The 22,938-nt window shown below is 72.0% G+C and carries 18 protein-coding genes; 11 read left to right on the forward strand and 7 right to left on the reverse strand.

The features are described from left to right. The first annotated feature begins 176 nt into the window (after window positions 1–176). Window positions 177–3,485 (forward strand): S8 family serine peptidase, encoded by a 3,309-nt coding sequence (locus RB628_RS10945; RefSeq protein ID WP_318320141.1) that lies wholly within the window; start codon window positions 177–179, stop codon window positions 3,483–3,485. Between the two features lie 329 nt (window positions 3,486–3,814). Here RB628_RS10945 and RB628_RS10950 read toward each other — a convergent pair whose 3' ends face one another. Next, the gene (locus tag RB628_RS10950; protein ID WP_318320142.1) at window positions 3,815–4,651 is read right to left on the reverse strand and encodes a hypothetical protein; all 837 of its coding nucleotides are present in this window, start codon (window positions 4,649–4,651) and stop codon (window positions 3,815–3,817) included. Between the two features lies 1 nt (window position 4,652). Continuing rightward, window positions 4,653–5,183 (reverse strand): sigma-70 family RNA polymerase sigma factor, encoded by a 531-nt coding sequence (locus RB628_RS10955; protein WP_318320143.1) that lies wholly within the window; start codon window positions 5,181–5,183, stop codon window positions 4,653–4,655. Window positions 5,184–5,534: 351 nt separating this feature from the next. Between RB628_RS10955 and RB628_RS10960 the strand changes: the two genes are divergently transcribed. Both RB628_RS10960 and pepN read left to right on the forward strand, forming a co-directional pair. Further along, on the forward strand, window positions 5,535–6,554 hold the full coding sequence (locus RB628_RS10960; RefSeq protein ID WP_318320144.1) for an aspartate-semialdehyde dehydrogenase: 1,020 nt from the start codon (window positions 5,535–5,537) through the stop codon (window positions 6,552–6,554). A 286-nt stretch (window positions 6,555–6,840) separates the two neighbouring features. Continuing rightward, window positions 6,841–9,423 (forward strand): aminopeptidase N, encoded by a 2,583-nt coding sequence (gene pepN, locus RB628_RS10965; RefSeq protein ID WP_318320145.1) that lies wholly within the window; start codon window positions 6,841–6,843, stop codon window positions 9,421–9,423. 86 nt (window positions 9,424–9,509) lie between these two features. Here pepN and RB628_RS10970 read toward each other — a convergent pair whose 3' ends face one another. Then, on the reverse strand, window positions 9,510–10,526 hold the full coding sequence (locus RB628_RS10970; protein ID WP_318320146.1) for a helix-turn-helix domain-containing protein: 1,017 nt from the start codon (window positions 10,524–10,526) through the stop codon (window positions 9,510–9,512). Window positions 10,527–10,686: 160 nt separating this feature from the next. Between RB628_RS10970 and RB628_RS10975 the strand changes: the two genes are divergently transcribed. The 3 genes from RB628_RS10975 to RB628_RS10985 all read left to right on the forward strand — a co-directional run bounded on the left by RB628_RS10975 (window position 10,687) and on the right by RB628_RS10985 (window position 12,372). Then, the gene (locus tag RB628_RS10975; protein ID WP_318320147.1) at window positions 10,687–11,121 is read left to right on the forward strand and encodes a peptidoglycan-binding protein; all 435 of its coding nucleotides are present in this window, start codon (window positions 10,687–10,689) and stop codon (window positions 11,119–11,121) included. Between the two features lie 81 nt (window positions 11,122–11,202). Further along, entirely contained in the window at window positions 11,203–11,586 is a 384-nt protein-coding gene (locus RB628_RS10980; protein ID WP_318320148.1) for a hypothetical protein, read from the forward strand. A gap of 30 nt (window positions 11,587–11,616) precedes the next feature. Beyond that, window positions 11,617–12,372, forward strand: coding sequence for a peptidoglycan recognition family protein (locus tag RB628_RS10985; RefSeq protein WP_318320149.1), 756 nt, complete (start codon window positions 11,617–11,619; stop codon window positions 12,370–12,372). A gap of 8 nt (window positions 12,373–12,380) precedes the next feature. Here the strand turns inward: RB628_RS10985 and RB628_RS10990 are convergent, their stop codons facing one another. After that, the gene (locus RB628_RS10990) at window positions 12,381–13,313 is read right to left on the reverse strand and encodes an EamA family transporter (protein ID WP_318320150.1); all 933 of its coding nucleotides are present in this window, start codon (window positions 13,311–13,313) and stop codon (window positions 12,381–12,383) included. Window positions 13,314–13,441: 128 nt separating this feature from the next. On the opposite strand from RB628_RS10990, the gene RB628_RS10995 reads away from it, so the two are divergent. Next, window positions 13,442–13,963, forward strand: coding sequence for a MarR family winged helix-turn-helix transcriptional regulator (locus tag RB628_RS10995; RefSeq protein ID WP_318320151.1), 522 nt, complete (start codon window positions 13,442–13,444; stop codon window positions 13,961–13,963). 100 nt (window positions 13,964–14,063) lie between these two features. Here the strand turns inward: RB628_RS10995 and RB628_RS11000 are convergent, their stop codons facing one another. The 3 genes from RB628_RS11000 to RB628_RS11010 form a co-directional block, all read right to left on the reverse strand. Continuing rightward, window positions 14,064–14,324: a hypothetical protein gene (locus tag RB628_RS11000; protein WP_318320152.1), complete on the reverse strand. Its 261-nt coding sequence runs from the start codon at window positions 14,322–14,324 to the stop codon at window positions 14,064–14,066. A gap of 94 nt (window positions 14,325–14,418) precedes the next feature. Next, a complete protein-coding gene (malQ, locus tag RB628_RS11005; RefSeq protein ID WP_318320153.1) occupies window positions 14,419–16,557 on the reverse strand; it encodes a 4-alpha-glucanotransferase in 2,139 nt (712 codons plus the stop codon). Next, window positions 16,558–16,773, reverse strand: a complete 216-nt coding sequence (locus RB628_RS11010; protein WP_398394433.1) for a hypothetical protein — start codon at window positions 16,771–16,773, stop codon at window positions 16,558–16,560. A gap of 355 nt (window positions 16,774–17,128) precedes the next feature. Here RB628_RS11010 and RB628_RS11015 point away from each other — a divergent pair, with 355 nt between their 5' ends. From RB628_RS11015 to RB628_RS11030, 4 genes are all read left to right on the forward strand, one after another. Beyond that, entirely contained in the window at window positions 17,129–20,050 is a 2,922-nt protein-coding gene (locus RB628_RS11015; protein WP_318320154.1) for a beta-N-acetylglucosaminidase domain-containing protein, read from the forward strand. Window positions 20,051–20,139: 89 nt separating this feature from the next. Next, window positions 20,140–20,673 (forward strand): PadR family transcriptional regulator, encoded by a 534-nt coding sequence (locus RB628_RS11020; protein ID WP_318320155.1) that lies wholly within the window; start codon window positions 20,140–20,142, stop codon window positions 20,671–20,673. Next, window positions 20,670–21,404 carry an ABC transporter ATP-binding protein gene (locus tag RB628_RS11025; protein ID WP_318320156.1) on the forward strand — a complete coding sequence of 245 codons (735 nt, stop codon included), beginning with the start codon at window positions 20,670–20,672 and terminating at the stop codon, window positions 21,402–21,404. The genes RB628_RS11020 and RB628_RS11025 overlap by 4 nt, the downstream gene beginning before the upstream one ends. Window positions 21,405–21,543: 139 nt before the next feature. After that, entirely contained in the window at window positions 21,544–22,929 is a 1,386-nt protein-coding gene (locus RB628_RS11030; protein WP_318320157.1) for an FtsX-like permease family protein, read from the forward strand. Window positions 22,930–22,938 lie beyond the last annotated feature (9 nt).

Consider the following 22,938-nt stretch of genomic DNA (forward strand, 5'->3'; position numbering starts at 1 on the left):
CCAAAGCGCATCGGGGGTTTTCCCCACTCGTTCATATAGTTTCGGTCAACCATCCCCAAACATCCGCCCCTTAGGCAAAGCTATGTGATCGTCGGGCGTCGTATTCCGGACGCTCCTGGCCAAGGTCGATCAACTCGGCCGCTCAACGCACGCTCCTTTACCTACAAGGGATGCAGATGACCCTCACCCCTCAGCGCGAACCGATCTCAGGCGCGAGACGTGTGGCACGCATAGCCGTCGCAGCCGGACTGGTGGCCGCGCTCTCCGCGGCAGGGCCCATACCCATGGCCTTCTCCGCGGACACGGCGGCGGATGCCGCCACCGCCGACGGTTCCGTCAAGTCGGCGCACGACAAGCTCGGTTCCACCGACGCCGAACTCCTCTCCGAGGCCAAGGCCGACGGCGCCAAGAGCATCACGATGATGATCGCCACCGCGCCGGGCCAGACCGAGCAGGTCGCCGCGCAGCTCGACGCGGTCAAGGGCGGCTCGGTCGGCCGTACCTACGACAAGCTCGGGTACGTCCGCGCCACCGTTCCGACGGCGAAGGCCGACTCGGCCATCTCGGCCGCCGCGAAGCTGTCCTCTGTTCACGGGATCGACCTGCGCCAGGACATCCCGCTGGACGACCCGTCGCCGAATGCCGACACCGCCTCCGCCCCCCAGGCGAGTGCCGCTGCCACCTACCCGGCGCCCGGCAAGAACACGCCCGCCGAGAACCCGTACAACCCGTCCTTCGAGACGGGCGCCGTCGACTTCGTGAAGAAGAACCCGAAGGCGGACGGCCGCGGCATCACCATCGGCATCCTCGACTCCGGTGTCGACCTCGCGCACCCCGCGCTGCAGAAGACCACCACCGGCGAGCGCAAGATCGTCGACTGGGTCACCGCCACCGACCCGCTGATCGACGGCGACGGCAGCTGGCGGGCCATGATCACCCCGGTGGCCGGGCCGACCTTCACCTTCGGCGGGAGGACCTGGACCGCTCCCGCGGGCAACTACCAGGTGAACCTGTTCCGCGAGTCCATCACCGCGGGCGGCGACGCCGCCGGTGACGTGAACCGCGACGGTGACACCACCGACACCTGGGGCGTCCTGTACGACGCGGCGGCCGGCACGGTCACCGTCGACGTCAACGGCAACAACGACTTCAGCGACGACACGCCGATGAAGCCGTACAAGGACGGCTACCAGATCGGCTACTTCGGTACCGACAACCCGGCCACCGAGGTCGCCGAGCGCCAGCCGTTCGTCGTGGAGATCCGCAAGGACGTCCCGATGGACCCGCTGGGCGGCACCTGGGTCGGGCAGAAGGCCGACTTCGCCAACATCGGCATCATCAGCAGCGAGCACGGCACCCACGTCGCCGGTATCACCGCCGCGAACAGCCTGTTCGGCGGCAGGATGAACGGTGCCGCGCCCGGCGCGAAGCTCGTGTCGTCGCGCGCCTGCCTCTTCGCCGCGGGCTGCACCAACGTCGCGCTCACCGAGGGCATGATCGACCTCGTCGTCAACCGTGGCGTCGACATCGTCAACATGTCGATCGGCGGCCTCCCGGCGCTGAACGACGGCAACAACGCGCGCGCCGAGCTGTACACGCGTCTGATCGACACGTACGGCGTGCAGCTCGTGATCTCGGCCGGCAACTCCGGCCCCGGCGCCAACACGATCGGTGACCCCAGTCTGGCCGACAAGGTCATCTCGGTCGGCGCGTCCATCTCGAAGGAGACCTGGGCGGCCAACTACGGCTCGGTCGTGGCGAAGAAGTACGCGATGCTGCCGTTCTCCTCGCGCGGTCCGCGTGAGGACGGCGGGTTCACGCCGACGATCACCGCGCCCGGCGCCGCGATCAACACCACGCAGACCTGGCTGCCGGGCATGCCCGTCGCCCAGGCGGGCTACACCCTGCCGGCCGGCTACGCGATGCTCCAGGGCACCTCGATGGCGTCCCCGCAGGCCGCCGGTGCCGCGGCCCTGCTGCTGTCGGCCGCCGAGCAGAAGGGCATCGCCCTCCCGCCGGCCAACCTCCGCACGGCCCTGAACTCGAACGCCGACCACATCAAGGGTGTGCAGGCGTACGAGGAAGGCGCGGGCCTCATCAACATCGTGGACGCGTGGAAGGCCATCAAGTCCGGCGCCACCGCCCACGACTACACGGTCAAGGCCCCCGTCGACACCGCGATCGACTTCGCGCTGAAGACCCCGGGCTTCGGCACCGGCCTGTACGACCGCGAGGGCGGCCTCAAGGCCGGCGTCAAGAAGTCGTACGAGATCACCGTGACGCGTACGTCCGGTCCCGCCAAGGCGGTCCGGCACGAGCTGCACTTCGAGAACAACGCCGGCCGCACCTTCAGGATCGTCGGTTCCGACGAGGTCAAGCTGGAGCTGAACAAGCCGGTCACCGTCAAGGTCGCCGCGAAGTCGGCCACGGCCGGCATCAAGAGCGCGATCCTCGAGGTCGACGACCCGAGGACCGAGGGCATCGACAAGCAGATCATGACCACGGTCGTGGTCTCGGCGCCGCTCAAGTACACGTTCTCCGCGTCGGGTTCGGTGCAGCGCAACAGCACCCAGTCCTACTTCGTGACCGTGCCCGAGGGCGCCAGGACCCTTGAGGTCGCGATCAGCGGACTGGCGGCCACCAGCCAGACCCGGTTCATCTCGATCCACCCGTACGGTGTCGCGGTCGAGAACACCGGCACGCCGTACTGCTACAGCAACTTCCCGAACACCAACGGGTGTGCGCCCGACGTGCGTTCGTACCCGAACCCGCAGCCCGGTGTCTGGGAGGTCGAGGTCGAGTCGCGCCGTACGTCGCCGCTGCTCAACAACCCGTACAAGCTGGACGCCACCATCCTGGGCGCGACCTTCGACCCGGACGTCGTGACCGTTCCCGAGGCCAAGGTCGGCACGCCGATCGCCGCCTCCTGGAAGGTGACGAACAACCTCGCCGCGGTCGACGGCAAGCTGGTCGGCGGCCCGCTCGGCTCCTCCCTGAACGCCCGTCCGACCATCGCCGACGGTGAGACCCAGACGACCACGGTCGAGGTGCCCGAGGGCGCCGCGTCCCTGGACGTCTCCATCGGCAACGTCTCCGACACGGCCGCCGACCTCGACCTGGTCGTGTACGACGCGGCAGGCACCGCGGTCGGCACCTCCGCCGACGGCGACTCCGAGGAGGCGGTCTCCATCGCCTCGCCCGCCGCCGGCACGTACACCATCGAGGTCTTCGGCTACGCGATCCCGGCCGGTACGACCGCGTACGACTACCAGGACGTCTTCTACTCGGCCGCCCTGGGCTCCATCCAGGTCGCCGACACTCCGGTGAAGCTCGGCACGGGCGCCTCGGCGACCGTCTCCGGCAACATCGTCGCCTCGGCGGTCGCGCCGGAGGGCCGTGAGTTCTTCGGCCAGGTGTCCCTGGTGAACGCGCACGGCACGGTGGCCGGCCTCGGCAACGTGCTGATCGAGAAGGTCACGCCGTAGCGGCGGGTACGGCCATGGGGGCGGGCGTCCGGTACCTGGTACCGGGCGCCCGCCCTTTTCTCCGCCCGCCCTTTTCTCCACCCGCCCTGCATGACGACCAGCTCGCGGGTCAGGTGCGGGATGTCCTTGCGGCAGCTGCAGCGAGTGCCGGCGCCGCTGTTCCGTCCGCGCGGATCGCGTTCTCGGAGCAGGAGAGGGTGTTGCCGCGAGGGAGGTCGGAGGTGGAGGTACGAGGAGTGCGACGGGAGGGGGGATCCATTCGCCACCGTCCATCGGCGCCGTATCACCACACAACGAGGACAATCCAGCTACTGGATCGCAGCAACCCCTCAGTCACACGTCAGTGAGCGGGACTTCGGCAACGCGCCTGTGATCCAGTCCCGTTGGGCGGCGATCTCCTTCTCGTCGGTGGCCCAGATGCCCGGGGACGCCTCCCCCTGCCCGATCTCGATCATCGCGTGGTCGCCCGCGGCCAGCCGTGGACCGGACTCCTGGTCCATCACGAACCTCACCTCGGCCGGGCCCTTGTCCGGCTTGTAGTAACGGGTCACGCGCAGCGTGATCCGGTCCTGCCCGGCGCCGGGTCCCGTCTCCACGGCGGTGACGGTGCCCTCGACGATCAGGCGGGCACAGGCCAGGTACTCGGGGTAGGCCAGCGCGCCTCCGCCGCCCGCGTCGCTCACTCCGGGGAAGCTCGGGTATCCCGAGTCGCCCCCGCCCCTGGTGTCCTCGCCGCCTCCCTGGTCGACCGCGGCGGACGACGCCGCGTCGTCGGCCCCGCCCGCGGCATGCGTCAGCAACCAGCCCCCGCCCGTGACCAGGGCCCCGGCGGCGGCCACGGCGGCGACACCGAGAGCCACGGCACGCAGCCGGCGTACGGCGTGCCGCTCCCGCAGGGGAACCGGCTGCCGTACCGGAACCGTTGTCCTTGCGGCGGCTTCCGCCGCCGGATGCTCAGCCGCGTGTTCGGGGGCCAGCGTCTCGCCCAGGAGCGTCAACTGCTCGCGCAGCAGCGCCACGTCGGCCGCCGCCGACCGGTGCTCGGCCATGAAGGCGGCGTCCGCGCGGGCCTCCGGCGACAGGGGTTCACCGGTGATCGCGGCCAGCAGGGCGTCCAGGCCGCCCGAGCCGTCGCAGGCGTCGTATGTGTCCTTCTCGGGGGCCATGTCACACCACCTCGTCCTCGTGCAGGCGGGCGCGCAATGCCCGCACCGCCGTGTGCAGCCTGCTCTTGACCGTGCCCTCCGGGATGCCCAGTTCCTCGGCGATCCCGCGGACCGGCAGGTCGGCGTAGAAACGCAGGACCAGCACCTGACGCTGCGGGTCGGGCAGGTCGTCCAGCCCGCGGGCGACGGCCAGGGAGAGCAGGCTCGTCTCCTCGCCGGAAGGGTGGGCCACCGGCTGACGCAGGGAGGCCAGCCGTTCCCCCAGCCGTTCCTGGCGGCGCTTGGCGCGGTGCCAGTCCATGGCGAGGTTGGAGGCGACGACCGCCACCCACGCCGACACGTCACGGGGCGCCTCGCGCCCGCTGGCGGTGCGCTCCAGCAGCCGCAGGCGGACCTGCTGTACCCCGTCCAGCAGGTCCGCCTGCGGCACGCCGCCGAGCGCGAGCACGGCCCGGACGCGGCGTTCCTGGCCCGCGTCCAGCGGGTCGCCGTGTTCGTCCTCCTGGGCGCGCCGGGCCTTTCTGCGCAGCACAGCACCCCTCCCCCCTCACCGCGTTTCCCTTACGACGCCGAGGGCGCCCAAAACGTTCGGCCGCCGCGGAGACGTACGTCACACCGTTACCGAAGCGAGACTCGGGCCTCGCCCGTCCCTGGTCGGCCCGGACCCGCACAGCTTGCGCCCGGCTGCCCCTGCCGGGCGGGTTTCTCCAGTTCAGGTGGGGTGCGACCGGACGATCGCAAGCGGGCGCCGCCCTTGTTCCGTCCCATTCCTCGGGCATGCCGAGCAAAGGATTGGACAGGTTGCCCTGGGCGGGACGCATGATGGAAATGCGCCGGTCACGCAATCGGTCACGCAATACAGCGCCATACAGAAGGAGTCGTCGTGAGGGTCGGAATCGTCGGAGCCACCGGTCAGGTCGGCACGGTCATGCGCAGGATCCTCGTCGAGCGCGAGTTCCCGATCGGGGAACTGCGGCTGTTCGCGTCGGCGCGCTCGGCGGGGTCGGTCCTCGACGGGGTGACGGTGGAGGACGCGGCGACGGCCGACTACACCGGCCTCGACATCGTGCTGTTCTCGGCGGGCGGCGCGACTTCGAAGGCGCTGGCGGAGAAGGTCGCCGCGCAGGGCGCGGTCGTGATCGACAACTCGTCGGCGTGGCGCCGGGACCCGGACGTACCCCTGGTCGTCTCCGAGGTGAACCCGCACGCCGTCGCGGACCGCCCCAAGGGCATCATCGCCAACCCGAACTGCACGACGATGGCCGCGATGCCGGTCCTCAGGCCGCTGCACGCGGAGGCGGGGCTTCAGGCGCTGGTCGTCGCGACGTACCAGGCGGTGTCCGGTTCGGGTGTCGCGGGTGTGGCGGAGCTGCACGGGCAGGCGCAGAAGGTGGTCGCCGACGCGGACAAGCTGACGCATGACGGTTCGGCGGTCGACTTCCCCGAGCCCCAGGTGTACAAGCGGCCGATCGCGTTCAACGTGCTGCCGCTGGCGGGCAATGTGGTGGACGACGGTTCGTTCGAGACGGACGAGGAGCAGAAGCTCCGCAACGAGTCCCGCAAGATCCTGGAGATCCCGGAGCTGAAGGTCTCCGGTACGTGTGTCCGGGTTCCGGTGTTCTCGGGGCACTCCCTCCAGGTGAACGCGCGGTTCGCGCGTCCGCTGTCGGTGGAGCGGGCGACGGAGCTGCTGGCCGACGCGCCGGGTGTCGTCCTCTCCGAGATCCCGACGCCCCTCCAGGCGGCCGGCAAGGACGCGTCGTACGTGGGTCGTATCCGCGCCGACGAGACCTCCGAGAACGGGCTCGCGTTCTTCGTCTCCAACGACAACCTGCGCAAGGGCGCCGCGCTGAACGCGGTGCAGATCGCGGAGCTGGTGGCGGCGGAGCTGGGCGGCAGGTAGACCCCTCTACGGCCCTGAACGGGCATCGACTTCGAACGCCGGCTCGGGCTGGATGATGCCGGCCGGCGCTTGAGGGGTACGGCCTGGGCGGAACGCCCGTTCCTCTCCTCCCCACCACCGGTCACGGGAACCAACTCGCCTCCCGCGGCGTCAGCAGGACGCAGCCTCTTCAGGGGCCCCGCGTTCGCGCCCGTCCACCCCGCTCACCGGCGGGTTCCGGACATCGCGTCGGTCGCGGATCCCGTGGAAGGATGGCGCAACCGACACATAACGAGGAGATGACCGCGTGCCTGGCACAAACCTGACCCGCGAAGAGGCGCAAGCGCGGGCGAAGCTGCTCACCGTTGACTCGTACGAGATCGAGCTCGATCTCTCCGGCGCACAGGAGGGCGGCACCTACAGGTCCGTGACCACGGTGCGCTTCGACTCCGCCGAGACCGGCGCGGAGTCCTTCATCGATCTGGTGGCCCCGGCCGTACGCGAGGTCACGCTCAACGGGGACCAACTCGACCCCGACGAGGTCTTCAAGGATTCCCGGATCGCGCTGCCGGGGCTCCTGGTGGGGCGCAACGTCCTGCGCGTCGTCGCCGACTGCGCCTACACCAACACCGGTGAGGGCCTGCATCGATTTGTCGACCCCGTCGACCAGCAGGCCTATCTCTACACCCAGTTCGAGGTGCCGGACGCGCGGCGCGTGTTCGCGTCGTTCGAACAGCCGGATCTCAAGGCGACCTTCCAGTTCACGGTGACGGCCCCCTCCGGCTGGACCGTCATCTCCAACTCGCCGACGCCCGAACCCAAGGACGACGTCTGGCGCTTCGAGCCGACGCCCCGTATCTCCTCGTACATCACCGCGCTCGTCGTGGGTCCGTACCACTCGGTCCACAGCGTGTACGAGGCGGACGGGCAGACCGTTCCGCTGGGTATCTACTGCCGTCCCTCGCTCGCCGAGTTCCTCGACTCCGACGCCATTTTCGAGGTGACCCGGCAGGGCTTCGCGTGGTTCCAGGAGAAGTTCGACTACGCGTACCCGTTCAAGAAGTACGACCAGTTGTTCGTTCCCGAGTTCAACGCCGGCGCCATGGAGAACGCGGGTGCCGTCACCATCCGCGACCAGTACGTGTTCCGCTCGAAGGTCACGGACGCCGCGTACGAGACGCGCGCCGAGACGATCCTGCACGAGCTGGCGCACATGTGGTTCGGCGACCTCGTCACCATGGAGTGGTGGAACGACCTGTGGCTGAACGAGTCGTTCGCCACCTACACCTCCATCGCCTGCCAGGCGTACGCCCCCGGCTCGCGCTGGACGCACTCCTGGACCACCTTCGCGAACTCCATGAAGACGTGGGCCTACCGCCAGGACCAACTGCCGTCCACCCACCCGATCATGGCCGAGATCCGCGACCTCGACGACGTCCTCGTCAACTTCGACGGCATCACGTACGCCAAGGGCGCCTCCGTACTGAAGCAGCTCGTCGCGTACGTCGGCATGGACGCGTTCTTCGCGGGCGTGCAGGCCTACTTCAAGCAGCACGCGTACGGCAGCACGCGGCTCAGCGATCTGCTGGGCGCCCTGGAGGAGACCTCCGGGCGCGATCTGAAGGCCTGGTCGAAGTCGTGGCTGGAAACGGCCGGTATCAACATCCTGCGTCCCGAGATCGAGACGGACGCGAACGGTGTCATCACTTCCTTCGCCATCCGCCAGGAGGCCCCGGCCCTGCCCGCCGGCGCGAAGGGCGAGCCGACGCTGCGGCCGCACCGTATCGCCGTCGGCCTGTACGACCTCGACGACGAGAGCGGCAGGCTGCTCCGTGACGACGAGAGCGGGCGCATCGAGCTGGACGTCGACGGCGAGCTGACGCCCGTACCGCAGCTGGTCGGCAGGCCTCGTCCGGCCGTGATCCTGCTCAACGACGACGACCTGTCGTACTCCAAGGTCCGCCTCGACGACGAGTCCCTCGCCTTCGTCACCGAACACCTCGGCGACTTCGAGGCCTCCCTCCCGCGTGCGCTGTGCTGGGCCTCCGCCTGGGACATGACCCGCGACGCCGAACTGGCCACCCGCGACTACCTCTCCCTCGTCCTGTCGGGCATCGGCAAGGAGTCGGACATCGGCGTCGTGCAGTCGCTCCAGCGGCAGGTGAAGCTGGCGATCGACCTGTACGCGGACCCGACCGCCCGCGAGGCCCTGCTGACCCGCTGGACGGACGCCACCCTGGCCCACCTCCGGTCGGCCGAGGCGGGCTCCGACCACCAGCTGGCCTGGGCCCGCGCCTTCGCGGCCACGGCCCGGACGCCGGAGCAGCTGGACCTGCTGGATGGCCTGCTGGAGGGCACGCAGACCATCGAGGGGCTGGCCGTCGACACCGAGCTGCGCTGGTCGTTCGTCCAGCGGCTCGCGGCCGTCGGGCGCTTCGACGAGGAGGAGATCGCGGGCGAGTACGAGCGGGACAGGACGGCCGCCGGCGAACGTCACGCCGCCACGGCCCGGGCCGCCCGTCCGACCCCGGAGGCCAAGGCGGAGGCCTGGGCGTCGGTCGTCGAGTCCGACAAGCTGCCGAACGCCGTCCAGGAGGCGGTGATCGGGGGCTTCGTCCAGACCGACCAGCGCGAGCTCCTTGAGCCGTACACCGACAAGTACTTCGCGGTGGTCAAGGACGCCTGGGACTCGCGCTCGCACGAGATCGCCCAGCAGATCGCCGTCGGCTTGTATCCGGCCGTCCAGGTCTCGCGGGAGACCCTGGCGAAGACGGACGCCTGGCTGACCGCCGCCGAGCCGAACGCCGCCCTGCGACGGCTCGTCTCGGAGTCCCGTTCCGGTGTCGAGCGTGCGCTCAGGGCGCAGGCGGCGGACGCGGCGGCCGAGTAGCAGCGGCAGACGGTTGTACGGAGTCGGGGGCGCCCGGCGGTCGGAGGACCCGGTGGGTCCGGACGGCCGGGTGCCCCCGACTCCTTCTACTCGCGCCCGGCCGGGGCCGCCCGGTGGGTCGGTTCGCCGGCCCGCAGCAGGGCGGCGCCCGTGGGAGTCAGGGTGTGCAGGACGGCCGGGCCGTCGCGGTGGCTGACGAGGAGGCCTGCGTCGCGCAGCACGGTGGTGTGGCGGGAGGCCGACGCCGCGGAGACTCCCGCGGCACGGGCCAGTTCGCCGGTCGTGGCGCCGGTCGCCGTCGCCCGGAGGATGACGGCGCGGGTCGTGCCCAGAAGCGCCGAGAGCGGGGCCCGGGGCCCCTGGGCGCCGGTCTCGCCGGCGCGGGAGGCCTCGTGGCGCAGCGGGTAGGCCAGGACGGGCGGGAGACCGGAGTCGGCCAGCGACACCGGGCCGCCCCAGCAGAAGTACGAGGGGACGAGCGTCAGACCGCGTCCCTGTAAGTACAGATCACGGTCCTCGGGGTAGTCGACCTCCAGCGTGGGTCGCCGCCAGCGCATGTACGGCCCCAGCCCGGACAGGAGCGCGTCCGTACCGCCGTCCAGCAGGTTGCGGGCCCGGACGGAGCGGTCGGCGTCGATGTGCGCCTGAATGTGATCGCTGTGCGGACGGATGGCCACGTCGTAATAAGTCCGGACCGTTCGGACGAATTCCTTGCGCGGTCCGACGTCGGTCAGTTGTCGGGTCCAGTCGGGAGCGCCGTTCACCCGGTCCAGGATGTTCAGTTCTCGCAGCACGCGCTTGCGCGGAACGTCGAGGATCGCTTCCAGACCCGCGTCCAGGCCTTCGGACGCCTCACCGGGTGTGAGGAAATCCGGGAAATAGGTGCCTCCCGGATAAAGGGGCAGCAACACGTTGCGCACGGCGGGCGCGAGGCCCTTGCTGTGCAGCGCCTCGCGGGCGCTCCGATGCCAACCGGCATACGCCCACAGGCCCTTGCGTCTCTGGAAACGGAGCAGGCTGAAAAAGATTTCCCAGAGCGGATCCGGCCTGGCCGCCACTTGGACGCACGCGAGATCGGCGTCCGTGAAGTGGATTCGGAGCATTCGACTCCCCTCACTGACCACGGCTTTTACGCTCAGGCGGAAAAGTATGTCGATGCTGCGAGGGAGCTGACAAGGTCATCACGAAAGTCGTTCACGGATCGTCCGAAAACAGATCCGTGCGACCAACGACCCTGAGGGGGAACGAATGCCTTCGAGCTTTTTGACCAGGTCATTCGTCAGTACCGCCACCGTCGTCGCCATTGCCGGCGGAAGCCTGCTGGGCACGGGTGCCGGCTTCGCGGCGGCCGCGCCGGCCACCGCGCCCTCGGCGAACACCCGGTCCGTCGGCATCCTCGCGACGCAGAACTTCGGCCTCACCTCCGCGCAGGCCCAGAAGGTCCAGCGCTGGCTGGCGACGTGCTGGAACACCAACGACGGCAACGACGGCCGGCTCGGCACGAACAGCGGGAAGGCCTTCCAGCGCCGCCTGGCGACGTACCACGACCACAACGGCGCGATCAACGGCGACCCCGGCAGCGGCACGATCAGCGCGCTGCAGCGCCTGCTCCGGAGCTACGGCTGCACGGGCGCCTCCGACGGGATCGTCGGCTCGGGGACCCGGGCCGCGTTCAGGGAGTTCGCCAACTCGCGCTGATGCGCTCCGGTCGGGCGGCGCGTCCAAGTCGTACGGGGGTGGCGCGCCGCTCGGCCGGCCAGGATTTCCGAAGGAGACATCATGCGCACGCGTGTCCACCGCTCGGCTCTCGTCCGCGGCACCGCCGTACTGGCGGTGGCAGGGGCGCTCCTCACCGGCGCCCCCACGGCGAACGCCGCCGCGGCCGAGACCAACTGCAACCACATCGACGACGCCGCCCGGCCCACGGTCAGCCCCGGCAGCACGGGCAGTGCGGTTCGTCAGGTGCAGTGCCTCGTCAACTACTACAGCGGCTATCCCAACTGGCTGGAAGAGGACGGCGGTTACGGAGAGAGGACCCTGGCGGGCGTTCACTGGGTGCAGACCTGCAACGAGACCACGGGCGGTGCGGACGGCATCGTGGGTGCCAGTACCTGGTCCCGGCTCTACGCCCCCAAGGACGCCTGCGCCATCTCGGCCCTCTGACCGCATCCCACGCATCCGACAGGAAGAGCCATGACGAGTCGCCCGGACATCCCCGGCCCCCGCAGCACAGGACAGACGGTTTCCCCGCTGCCCCGACGGGCGTTCCTGGCCGCCCTGGGCGCCGGCGCCGCGCTCGGCGCGCTGCCCGGCCAGGCGTCGGCCGCGTCGGCCCCGTCCGCCTCGTACACGCTGCTGTCCCGTGCGGACTGGGGCGCCGACGAGACCCTGCGCTTCGGTGCCGGCGACACCGAGCGCTGGCCGTCCGAGTACTACCCGGTCCAGACGCTCACCGTCCACCACACCGCCGACGGCAGCGACGACCCGGATCCGGCCGCCCGGGTGCGCGCGATCTACCGTACCGACGCGGCCGAATACGGCGACATGGGCTACAACTACCTGATCGACGCGGACGGGTTGGTGTACGAGGGCCGCTGGTCCGGCACCGACGGCACGCCCGCGCACGACGCCTCGGGGCGGATGGTCACCGGGGCGCACGTCCAGGGGTACAACTCCGGCAACATCGGCATCGCCCTGCTGGGAACGCTGACCACCACGCCCGCGTCGTCCGCCGCACGCACCGCCCTGGTCCGGCTCCTGGCCGAACTCGCGGAGCGGCACTCGCTCGCCCCCTCGGGCAAGGTGGTCTACGTCAACCCCGTCAGCGGAGTCAGCCGGCCGGCGCCGGTCATCGGCGGGCACCGCCACTGGGCGGCCACCGACTGTCCCGGCACGGTGTACACGGCCATGCCGTCGATCCGCGACGAGGTCGCCGCCCTGCTCGGCTGACCGCCCGCTCAGCGACGCGACGCCAGGACGGGCCTCCGGACCTTCCGCACCCCGGCACCGGGCCCCGGAGCGGGTGAGCGCACCCCCAACTGCCCCACGACCGTCGCCCCGAACGCCAGCCCCATGCCCGCGAGCTGGAGCGGCGTGAGTGCCTGGCCGAGGGCTGCCCAGCCGACGAGCGCGGCGGTCAGCGGGGACAGCGGGCCGAGGAAGGTGACCTGGGTGGCGGTGAGCCGGCCGATGCCGCGGAACCAGAGCCAGTACGCCACCGCCGTGTTCGCCAGCGCGAGGTAGAGGTACCCGGCGGTCGCGCGGCCGTCCAGCGCGGGCGGAGCGCCCTCGACGAGCAGGGCGAGGGGCGCGATGAGCAGGCCTCCGGCGGTCAGCTGCCAGCCGGTGAGGGCGAGCGGGCCCACGCCGTCCGGGCGGCCCCAGCGCTTCGTCAGTACGGTGCCCGCCGACATCGACGCCGTGGAGGCGAGGGCGGCCAGCACACCCACGGCGTCCAGCGCCCCGGCCGCCTTCAGGACGACCAGACTGACGCCGAGTGCCGCCGCGATCCCGGTGAGGAGGGTGCGTACGGCCGGACGCTCGCCCAGGAACACCGCCGCGAGCCCGGCGACGAACAACGGGCCGACCGACGCGACGGCCGCGGCCATACCGCCGGGCAGCCGGTACGCGGACAGGAACAGCAGCGGGAAGAAGGCGCCGATGTTGAGCGCGCCCAGGACCGCCGCCTTCCACCACCAGGCGCCGCGCGGCAGCACCCGGGCGAGCGCGAGCAGGACGAGACCGGCGGGCAGGGCACGCATCAGGCCGGTGAAGAGGGGGCGGTCGGGTGGGAGGAACTCCGTGGTGACGGCGTAGGTGGTGCCCCAGGAGATGGGGGCCAGGGCGGTGAGGGCGATGACGGGAAAGAGGGCGGAGCGGTTCGCGGGCATGGGCGCACCTTCTGGGTAGGTCGGCGCTAAGTAGCTTAGCGCTAAGCTACTTTTCGTCAAGCTGCTTTCCACCGAGCTGCTTTCTCGCGAGTGACCGTTCGGCGCGCGCCACCGGCGATACTCGGCGCATGAGTGCACAGCCGCCGCAGCGCAGGGACCCCGTCGACGCGATCATCGGCCAGTGGGCGGAGGTGCGGCCCGATCTCGACACCGCCGCGATGGAGGTGTTCGGCCGCATCTACCGGCTCTCCCGCGCGATGGGCGACCGGACGGAGAAGGCCTACGCGCGGTTCGGGATCGCGCGCGGCGAGTTCGACGTGCTCGCGACCCTGCGCCGGGCGGGCGAGCCGTACACGCTCTCGCCGCGCCAGCTGTCGTCGACGCTGATGCTCACCACCGGCGGGATGACCGGCCGCCTCGACAAACTGGAGCGGGCCGGGCTGGTACGCCGCTCCCCCGACCCCCATGACCGTCGCGGCCTCCAGGTCACCCTTACGGAGGAGGGCCTGAGCCGCGTCGACGGATCGGTCGGCGCCGGCCTCGCCGTCCAGACGGAGGCCCTGGCCGCCCTGGACTCCGAGCAGGTCGGCCAACTGGCCGACCTGCTGCGGGAGCTGCTGAACGCCACGGAAGGCCCGCAACAGCCGTAGGACCGGGCGGAAAACACGCCGAGGGCGCCGTTCTCACCCCGTGCCGGACGGGACGAGAGCGGCGCCCTCGGAACGAGAGGTCGGGCCGTGGCCCGGAAGGTCAGGCCTTCGCCTTGGCGGGCTTGGTCTTCGGGGCACGGTCCGTGGAGCCGTCGAGGACCATCACCAGACCCGCGATCACCACGAACAGGGCGATCGGGGCAACGACATAGAGGCCCAGCGTCTCGATGACGCTCAGGCCCGGGCCGGGGTCGTCACCGTCGTCGCGGGTGAGCGCGAGCGCGGGAGACGTCATGAGCAGCATCATCAGCGTCGTACCGGCGACCAGGGCACCGGCGCGCAGGGCGTTCGTCTTGTCCACGGTGCAAAAGTAGCGAACGCCCGGCGGGGCCGCGCGCCCGGGGTGCCGTATGAGGGCATCGGACGCCCCGGCAAGGGCCCGGACGCCCCCGGCCTCAGGCGGCCCCGCCCGAACGCAGCACCTCCATCAGCGCCCGCAGCCGCGCCGACGCCGCCAGTTCCTCCAGCGTCACCGGCCTGCCCTCCGCGTCGGCGATGGGCAGCCGCCAGTTCGGGTACTGGTTCCAGGTACCCGGCAGGTTCTGCGGGCGGCGGTCACCGACGCCGTCCGGGAGCCAGACGCCGATCATGCGGGCCGGGGTACGGAGCAAATAGCGGTGGACGGCCTGGATCTCGTCCTCCTCCGCCACCCCCACGCGACCGCCACCCCCCTTCAGCAGACCGAGTCGGGAGAGCAGCGTCAGCCACTCGTTCGTGTCGGCGGCCGCGTCAGCCCGCTCCTGCGCCAGGGGGCTGGTCAACAGGCCCAGCCGGTCGCGGAGTTCGACGTGGTCGCCGGTGAGGCGGGCGGCGGTCGGCGGCAGGTCGTGGGTGGTGGCGGTGGCGAGGCAGTCGGCGCGCCAGTGGTCGGGGGGCAGGGGGCGCCCGTCGCCGTCCCAGTCCCGTTCGAACCACAGCACGGACGTACCGAGCACTCCGCGTTCGTGCAGCGTCTCGCGCACCCCGGGCTCCACGGTGCCCAGGTCCTCGCCGATCACGATCGCCCCGGCCCGCGAGGCCTCCAGCGCGAGGACGGCGAGCATGGCCTCGGCGTCGTAGCGGACGTACGCCCCCTCCGTCGGCGCCAGCCCCTGGGGCACCCACCAGAGCCGGAACAGGCCCATGACGTGGTCGATGCGCAGGGCGCCCGCGTAGCCGAAGAGGGACCTCAGCAGCTGGCGGTACGGGGTGTAGCCGGACTCGGCCAGACGGTCCGGCCTCCAGGGCGGCAGCCCCCAGTCCTGGCCGCGCGCGTTGAACGCGTCCGGGGGCGCCCCGACCGACATGCCGGACGCGAAGTACTCCTGCTGCGCCCAGGCGTCGGCACCCCCGGGATGCACACCGACGGCGAGGTCGTGCACGATCCCGACCGGCATGCCCGCGTCGCGTGCCGTCCGCTGGGCGTCGGCGAGCTGGGTGTCGGTGAGCCAGGCGAGGTGCGAGTGGAAGTCGACGCGGTCCATCAACTCGCCCCGGGCACGGGCGGTTTCGGCCGACCGGGGGTTCCGGAGACCGGCCGGCCAGCGTGACCAGTCCGAGCCGTGCACCTCGGCCAGGGCGCACCAGGTGGCGTGATCCTCCAGTGCCTCGCCGGCCCGCGCGAGGAAGTCGGCGTACGCGGCGAGCCGGCCCGGCCCGAGCGGTACGGCGCACACCAGCTCCAGTGCCTCGCGCTTGAGTTCCCACACGGCGTCCCGGTCGATCAGCGCGCCCTTCCGCAGCACGGACTCCCGCAGTCGCGCGGCCCGCTCCAGCAGCCCGCGCACCCGCTCGCGGTCCTCGTCCTCCTCGACGTAGGCGAACTCGGGGATGTCCTCGACCCGCAGATGCACGGGATCGGGGAAGCGGCGGGAGGACGGCCGGTACGGGGACGGGTCGGTCGGCGCCCCGGGCACGGCCACGTGCAGAGGGTTGACCTGCACGAATCCGGCACCGAGGGTCCGCCCGGCCCAGGCGCTCAGCTCACCGAGATCACCCAGGTCGCCCATACCCCAGGAGCGCCGGGACAGGAGCGAGTAGAGCTGGACGAGGATGCCGTACGAGCGTCCGGTGGGCGTGGGCAGCCGGGCCGGGGCGACGACGAGATGGGCGCGGGCGGTGCGGCCGTCGGGCGCGACGGCATGCAACTCGTGCACACCGGGCGGGAGCTGTTCGACCGCGTCGCGGATCTCGCCCTGTTCGGTGCTGATGCGCAGACGGGTGCCCCCGGGCAGTCCGGCCAGCGCGCTCGCCGTACCGTCGGCGCCGCACACCACTGTCGGCGGCAGCAGCCGTGCCGCCAGTTCCCGTTCCCGGGCGGCGAGGGCGTCCCGGACGGCCCGAGGGGTGCCCGCGTCGACGCCGAGCGCGGCCAGCACGGCGACGAGCGCGGAGTCGGAGGCGGCGACCGTACGGTCCGGGGAGGGGCGGTAGGAGGGAGCGACGCCGTGCAGCTCGGCGAGACGGGCGAGCGCGAGCCGTTCCCCGGCCGGCTCCTCCCCGCCCTCTCCGCTCTCGTGGCCCTCGGCGGGTTCGGCCGACCCGTGCAGGGACATCTACAGCCCCGCGAGGTCCGACAGCGCCGGGACCGGGCCCTCGTACAGCCCTGTGGGGTCCGCTTCGGCGTCGGCGTGCTCGCTCGTCATCGCCTCCGCGTCGGCGAGCGGGGGCTCGCTGGTGAGGGGCTCGGCGGCGGGCAGCGGCGGCTCACTGGTGAGCGGCGCCTCGGCGGCTGCGCTCTCGGCGCTGAAGATGTGTGCCGGTACGGCCACGGAGGCCTCCTTGTCGCGTACGACGGCTGACGGCGGTTGGCGGGTTTCATCGGCAGCCCTACCCAGTGGGCGCGATCGCAGACGTGTATGAACGGACGAACCACGGCGTCGACGGTCACATTCCGCGATTCTTCCGTCTCCCTCCTACTGGCATCCGTCGCCTTTCCGCCACCTCCTGTCCCCCTTCCGTCTCTCTTTGCTCATCTCCCCCACCTCGCGACACCTCCAGGCTGGGGCAAATCCGGCACATCGGCCACTCTCGTTGACACCCTCACCGCACGGATGGTGGGCTCGACGCGCTTCTGACACATCGTCGGGAGAGTCGGGGCGGATCGAGTGACGGAGAGTGGTGTGGGTGCGGCACGGGCGCGGTAAGGGGGCGGTCGCCCTGGTGTTCGCCGTTGTCGCCGGGGCGGCCCTGGGATCGGCTCCCGCAGCGGTCGCGGCCCCGCCCTCCCCCAGCAGCACCTCGGCCGAGGAGTCCGTCGCCGCCCTGCCGTCGGTGTGGCCCCGCCCACAGTCCCTGCGCGCGAGCGGCAACGGGCCGGTCGCGGTCACGGACGAGGTCGCGCTGATCGCGGACACGGGGGCCGACCCGTACGCGGTCGAGGCGCTCAGGGCGCTGCTGCGCAAGGCGGGCGCCCGCACGGTCTCCGCATCCGTCGCGGACCCGGACGTGCTGACGATCCTGGTCGGCGGGCAGGCGGCCGACGAGGCCCTCACCGCCCTCGGCGCCACCCCGCGCGCCGATCTCCCGCCGGGCGGTTACCGCCTCGCCGTCGGCCGGGTCGCGGGCCGGGACACCGTCGCCCTCGCGGGAGCCGGCGCGGACGGGCTGTTCCACGGAGTCCAGACCCTGCGCCAACTCCTCGGGCCGGAGGACGAGTTCGCGGGTGCCGTCGTACGGGACTGGCCCGGCACCGCCGTGCGCGGCACGACCGAGGGCTTCTACGGCACCCCCTGGACGGGCGAACAGCGGCTCGGGCAGCTGGACTTCATGGGCCGGACCAAGCAGAACCGCTACCTCTACGCCCCCGGCGACGACCTCTACCGCCAGGCCCGCTGGCGTGAGCCCTACCCCGCCGCGCGCCGAGCGGAGTTCCGGGAGCTGGCGCAGCGGGCGCGCCGCAACCACGTCACGCTCGCCTGGGCGGTGGCCCCCGGCCAGGCCATGTGCCTGTCGTCGGACTCCGACACGCGGGCACTGACCCGCAAGCTGGACGCCATGTGGGCGCTGGGTTTCCGGGCGTTCCAGGTGCAGTTCCAGGACGTCAGTTACAGCGAGTGGCACTGCGGGGCGGACCAGGAGCGGTACGGCTCCGGCCCCGAGGCGGCGGCCGGGGCCCAGGCCCGGGTCGCGAACGTCATGGCCCGGCATCTGGCGAAACGCCACTCCTCCGCCCCCGCCCTGTCGTTGATGCCGACGGAGTACTTCCAGGACGGTACGACGGCATACCGCGAGGCGCTGGCGGACGCGCTGGACCCGGAGGTCGAGGTCGCTTGGACGGGCGTGGGTGTCGTCCCCCGGACCATCACGGGCCGCCAACTGGCAGAGGCGAAGGCCGTGTTCAGGCATCCGTTGGTCACCATGGACAACTACCCGGTCAACGACTACGCGCAGGGCCGGATCTTCCTCGGCCCCTACACCGGCCGCGAACCGGCGGTCGCCGCCCAGTCGGCGGCCCTGCTCGCCAACGCGATGGCCCAGCCCCAGGCCTCCCGCATCCCCCTGTTCACCGCCGCCGACTACGCCTGGAACCCGCGCGGTTACCGCCCCGGCGCGTCCTGGCGTGCCGCGGTCACCGACCTCGCCGCCGGTGACCCGCGCGGCGAGGAGGCCCTGCACGCCCTCGCCGGAAACGACGCGTCCTCGGTCCTGGGCGCCCCCGAGTCGGCGTATCTCCGCCCGCTGATCGAGGCGCTCTGGCGGGCCCGTACGGCGACGGACGGCGCCGTGAACCGGACGGCGAACGAGACGGCGGAGGACGAACTGCGGTCGGCGTTCACGGTGATGAGCGGGACACCGGACCGACTGGCGCCCGCACTCTCCGCTCTGGCCGACGAAGTGGCGCCCTGGGTACGGCAGTTGGCGCGCTACGGCCAGGCAGGCGAGACAGCGGTCGGCATGCTGCGGGCCCAGCGCACGGGCGACACCGCGACGGCCTGGCAGGCGTACCTCACCCTCGCCCGCCAGAGGCAGGCGCTCACCGGCTCCCGGGTGACCGTCGGCAAGGGCGTGCTGGACCCGTTCCTCGCCCGGGCGCAGCAGGCGTTCACCCAGTGGGCCGGCCTCGACCGCGCACCCTCCGCGCCGGACGGCCGCACCGTCCGCTTCCCGCGCGCCCGCTCCCTGGCCGCCGTCACCGTGCTGAGCGTTCCCGGCACCGAGGGCACCCTCGAAGCCCGCGTCCCCGGCGAAGGCTGGCGTGCCCTCGGGGCGCTGTCCGGCACCGGTGCGACCCAACTCCCCGTCCGGGCACGCGTGAACGCCGTACGGGTGAGCGGGGCGGCGCCCTCCGGAGTACGGCATCTCGTCCCCTGGTTCGCCGACTCCCCATCGGTGGAAGTGGAGTTGGGGCGCGGCCAGGAGCCCGATGCGGGAGTGGACGCGGAGATCGGCGGTGCGGCGGTGCGGGTGCCGGTCCGGCTGACCTCGTCGCGCCCTGCCGACGTGCGGGGCACGAAGGTGACGGTCAAGGCGCCCCGGGGCATCCAGGTCCGTCTCCCCGGGCGCCCGTTGACGTTGCCGCGCGGTGTCCCGGTGGACACGGTGGCCGAGGTCGCCGTGGAGCGGGGGACGCCGGCGGGCACGTACGCCGTCCCGCTCACCGTCGGGGACGTGACGCGCACGCTCACCGTGCGGGTGTTTCCGCGTACGGCGGGCCCGGATCTCGCGCGGGGCGGTACCGCGAGTTCGTCGGGCGACGAGACGGCGGACTTCCCGGCGTCGGCCGCCAACGACGGTGCGTCCGGGACGCGTTGGTCGTCCCCGGCCGAGGACGACGCCTGGTGGCAGGTGCGGCTCGCGCGGCCGGCACGGCTGGGCCGGGTCGAGCTGCACTGGCAGGACGCGTACGCCGCCGGGTACCGCGTACAGGTGTCGCCGGACGGGCACGACTGGCGTACGGCGGCCCTGGTCCCGGACGGGCGGGGCGGGCACGAGTCGGTGCGGACGGACGAGCGGGACGTCCGGTTCGTACGCGTACAGGGGGACAAGAGGGCTACGCCGTACGGGTATTCGCTGTGGTCGGTGGAGGCGTACGCGGTGGCGGACTGACCGCTCACCCGGATCTCTCGAAGAGGTCGGCGAGCTTTTCCCGTCTTCACTATTCACTCAGTACATGTAGCGAGTGCATAATGATGGGCATGAGCACCCGCCACATCCTGCTGGGGCTGCTCGCCGGAGGGCCGAGCCATGGCTATGACCTCAAGCGACGGCACGACGAACGCTTCCCGCAGGCCCGCCCGCTGGCCTACGGGCAGGTCTACACGACCCTGCAGCGCCTGGTGCGCGACGGGCTCGCGGAGGTCGACGGCACGGACGCGGACGGCGGCCCGGAGCGGACCAGGTACCGGGCGACGGGCAAGGGAGCGAGCGAACTCGCCGACTGGGTACGGGCGATCAGCGCGCCCGCGCCGCACGTCGTCAACGAGATCTTCGCCAAGGTCGTCGTCGCGATCCTGGCCGGCGGGGACCCGGCCGCGTATCTGTTGGACCAGCGCGCCGCACACATGGAGCGGATGCGGGAACTGACGGCGGTCAAGTCCGTGCCGGGCTCGGACCTCTCGACCGTGCTCTCGGCGGACTACGCCCTCAACCACCTTGACGCCGACCTCCGTTGGATGACCACCACGGCGGCCCGGCTCACCACACTGACCGCGGAGGTCGACACGGCATGACCACCACCAACGGGGACACGTCCAGGGGAGACACCTCACCACCGCTGCTCGCGGCCCGCCGTCTCTCCAAGACGCACGGCAGGACGCCCGCGCTGCGCGGCGCCTCGGTCGCGCTGCGGGCCGGCGAGATCCTGGCCGTCACGGGGACCAGCGGCAGCGGGAAGTCGACGCTGCTGCACTGCCTCGCGGGAATCGTGCGGCCGGACACGGGCACCGTCGAGTACGCCGGGGAGCGGCTCGACACGCTGCCCGAGCGGCGGCTGAGCGAGCTGCGGCGCACGGAGTTCGGGATCGTCTTCCAGTTCGGCCAGCTGATACCCGAGCTGACCGTGCTCGACAACGTGGCGCTGCCGCTGCTGCTCGCCGGCACCGCGCGCGAGGCAGCGCACGAGCGGGCGGGCGAGTGGCTGGAGCGGTTCGGGGTGCTCGGGCAGCAGACGTCGCGGCCGGGCGAGCTGAGCGGCGGCCAGACGCAGCGCGTCTCGCTGGCCCGGGCCCTGGTCACCGGCCCGAAGGTGGTCTTCGCCGACGAGCCGACCGGCGCGCTCGACTCCCTCGCGGGCGAGCAGGTGATGGCGGCGCTCACCCACACGGCCCGCGAGTCCGGCACGGCGGTCCTGCTGATCACGCACGACGCCCAGGTGGCGGCGTACGCGGACCGCGAACTCAGGCTCAGCGACGGCGCGGTGACAGCCGACGGGGCCGAGACATCGGCGCAGGTGACCTCATGACACCGAACGGCACTCCCGGCCACGGACCCACGAGGTCAGGCCCGCGCCCGCCCCGGCGGCCCAGCCGCTCCCGTGCCCCGCACGACCGCGGCCAGGTCCGGCCGCGCGACATGGCCGCGGCTTCCCAGGAGGTGACCTCATGACATCGGCATCCGGCAGGATTTCCCGCAGGGGCTCCCTGCGCGCCGATCTGCGGCTCGCCCTGCTGCTCACCCGGGGTTCCGACCGGCGGGAGTGGTGGCGGGTCACGCTCACGGCGATCGGGGCCGCCCTCGCGACCGGGTTCGCGCTGGCCGCCGTGGCCGTCGCCTCGATGCGCGGGCACCACTCCACGTCCTTCGGCTCCGGGCTGCTGGACCGCCAGGGGGAACGCTCCGGCGTGGTCCTCACCCTCGTGCTGCTGCTCGTGCCCGTACTCGGGTTCCTCGGGCAGTGCGCGCGGGTCGGGGCCGTGCACCGGGACCGGCGGCTGGCCGCGCTGCGGCTCGCGGGAGCCGGCGCGGCGCAGGTACGGCGGATCGCGGCGCTGGAGACGGGGCTCGCCTGTCTGCTCGGCGCGGCGCTCGCCACCGTGTTCTCCGTGCTGTTCCTGGTGCGCGAGTGGTCGCAGCCACCGGTACTGCTCTGGCTCGGGATCGCGCTGGTCGCGGCGGCCGTGCCGGTGCTGGGCGCGCTGGTGGGCGTACTGGCGCTGCGCCATGTGGTCGCCTCACCGCTGGGCCGGGTACGGCGGGTGCCCCCGCGCGAGGGGCGCGGTCCGGGGATGCCGGTCCCGGCAGCGGCCATGGGCCTGCTGTTCGTGGGGGTGCTGCTGGCGCCGGACACGTTCGGCGGGTACGAGACCGCGCCGCTGCTGGTATTCTCCGTGGTGATCGTCACCGGTGTGGGCGCCCTGTGGCTGACCGGCGCCACCTCCCGGTTCACGGGGCGGATACTCGCGGCCCGTACCGCCGATCCGGCGACGCTGATCGCGGCGGAACGGCTGCGCGACGACCCGTGGGCCGCCGCCCGCACCCATGCGGCGGTGCTGCTGGTGACCACCGTGGGCACCGGGTTCATCGGCATCCGGGAGGTGCTGCTGACCTCGCTCCGCGACCGCGGCGAGAACATGCTGGCCGTGCCCATGTCCTTCTACACCACCGGCGTCGACCTGACCGGCGCCGCCGTCCTGGTCGCCCTGGTGATCACGCTCTGTGGACTCGGCGTCGGCACCGCCGAGTCGGTGGCGACGCGCCGCCGGGGTCTGGCCGCGCAGGCCGCCGCCGGAGTGCCGCGCGCGGTGCTCGGCCGGGCGCTGCTCCTTGAGACGGCCCTGCCGCTGGCGCCGGCGGTGCTGCTGGCGGGTGCCGGGGGCCTGGTGATCGGTGGCTGGTTCGCGGGAGTCGCCCACGACGGCAGCCGCTCGGTGCCGTACACGGCGCTGCTGGTCCCGCCCGCGGTGTACCTGTGCTGTCTGCTCGCCGCGGCCACATCACTGCCGCTGCTGCGCCGCTCGGTGCATCCGGCGGAGCTCCGGTACGTGTGAGCGGCCGGG

It is taken from the genome of Streptomyces sp. ADMS (genome assembly GCF_033441795.1).
Classification (GTDB): Bacteria; Actinomycetota; Actinomycetes; order Streptomycetales; family Streptomycetaceae; genus Streptomyces.

Bases quoted from the DNA above. Each gene is read 5' to 3' on its own strand.
- RB628_RS10990 (WP_318320150.1), bottom strand. From the start codon at position 13,313: ATGCCCGCGAACCGCTCCGCCCTCTTTCCCGTCATCGCCCTCACCGCC.
- RB628_RS10995 (WP_318320151.1), top strand. From the start codon at position 13,442: ATGAGTGCACAGCCGCCGCAGCGCAGGGACCCCGTCGACGCGATCATC.
- RB628_RS11025 (WP_318320156.1), top strand. From the start codon at position 20,670: ATGACCACCACCAACGGGGACACGTCCAGGGGAGACACCTCACCACCG.
- RB628_RS10980 (WP_318320148.1), top strand. From the start codon at position 11,203: ATGCGCACGCGTGTCCACCGCTCGGCTCTCGTCCGCGGCACCGCCGTA.
- RB628_RS10945 (WP_318320141.1), top strand. From the start codon at position 177: ATGACCCTCACCCCTCAGCGCGAACCGATCTCAGGCGCGAGACGTGTG.
- RB628_RS10970 (WP_318320146.1), bottom strand. From the start codon at position 10,526: ATGCTCCGAATCCACTTCACGGACGCCGATCTCGCGTGCGTCCAAGTG.
- RB628_RS11030 (WP_318320157.1), top strand. From the start codon at position 21,544: ATGACATCGGCATCCGGCAGGATTTCCCGCAGGGGCTCCCTGCGCGCC.
- RB628_RS10950 (WP_318320142.1), bottom strand. From the start codon at position 4,651: ATGGCCCCCGAGAAGGACACATACGACGCCTGCGACGGCTCGGGCGGC.
- malQ (WP_318320153.1), bottom strand. From the start codon at position 16,557: ATGTCCCTGCACGGGTCGGCCGAACCCGCCGAGGGCCACGAGAGCGGA.
- RB628_RS10985 (WP_318320149.1), top strand. From the start codon at position 11,617: ATGACGAGTCGCCCGGACATCCCCGGCCCCCGCAGCACAGGACAGACG.
- RB628_RS11020 (WP_318320155.1), top strand. From the start codon at position 20,140: ATGAGCACCCGCCACATCCTGCTGGGGCTGCTCGCCGGAGGGCCGAGC.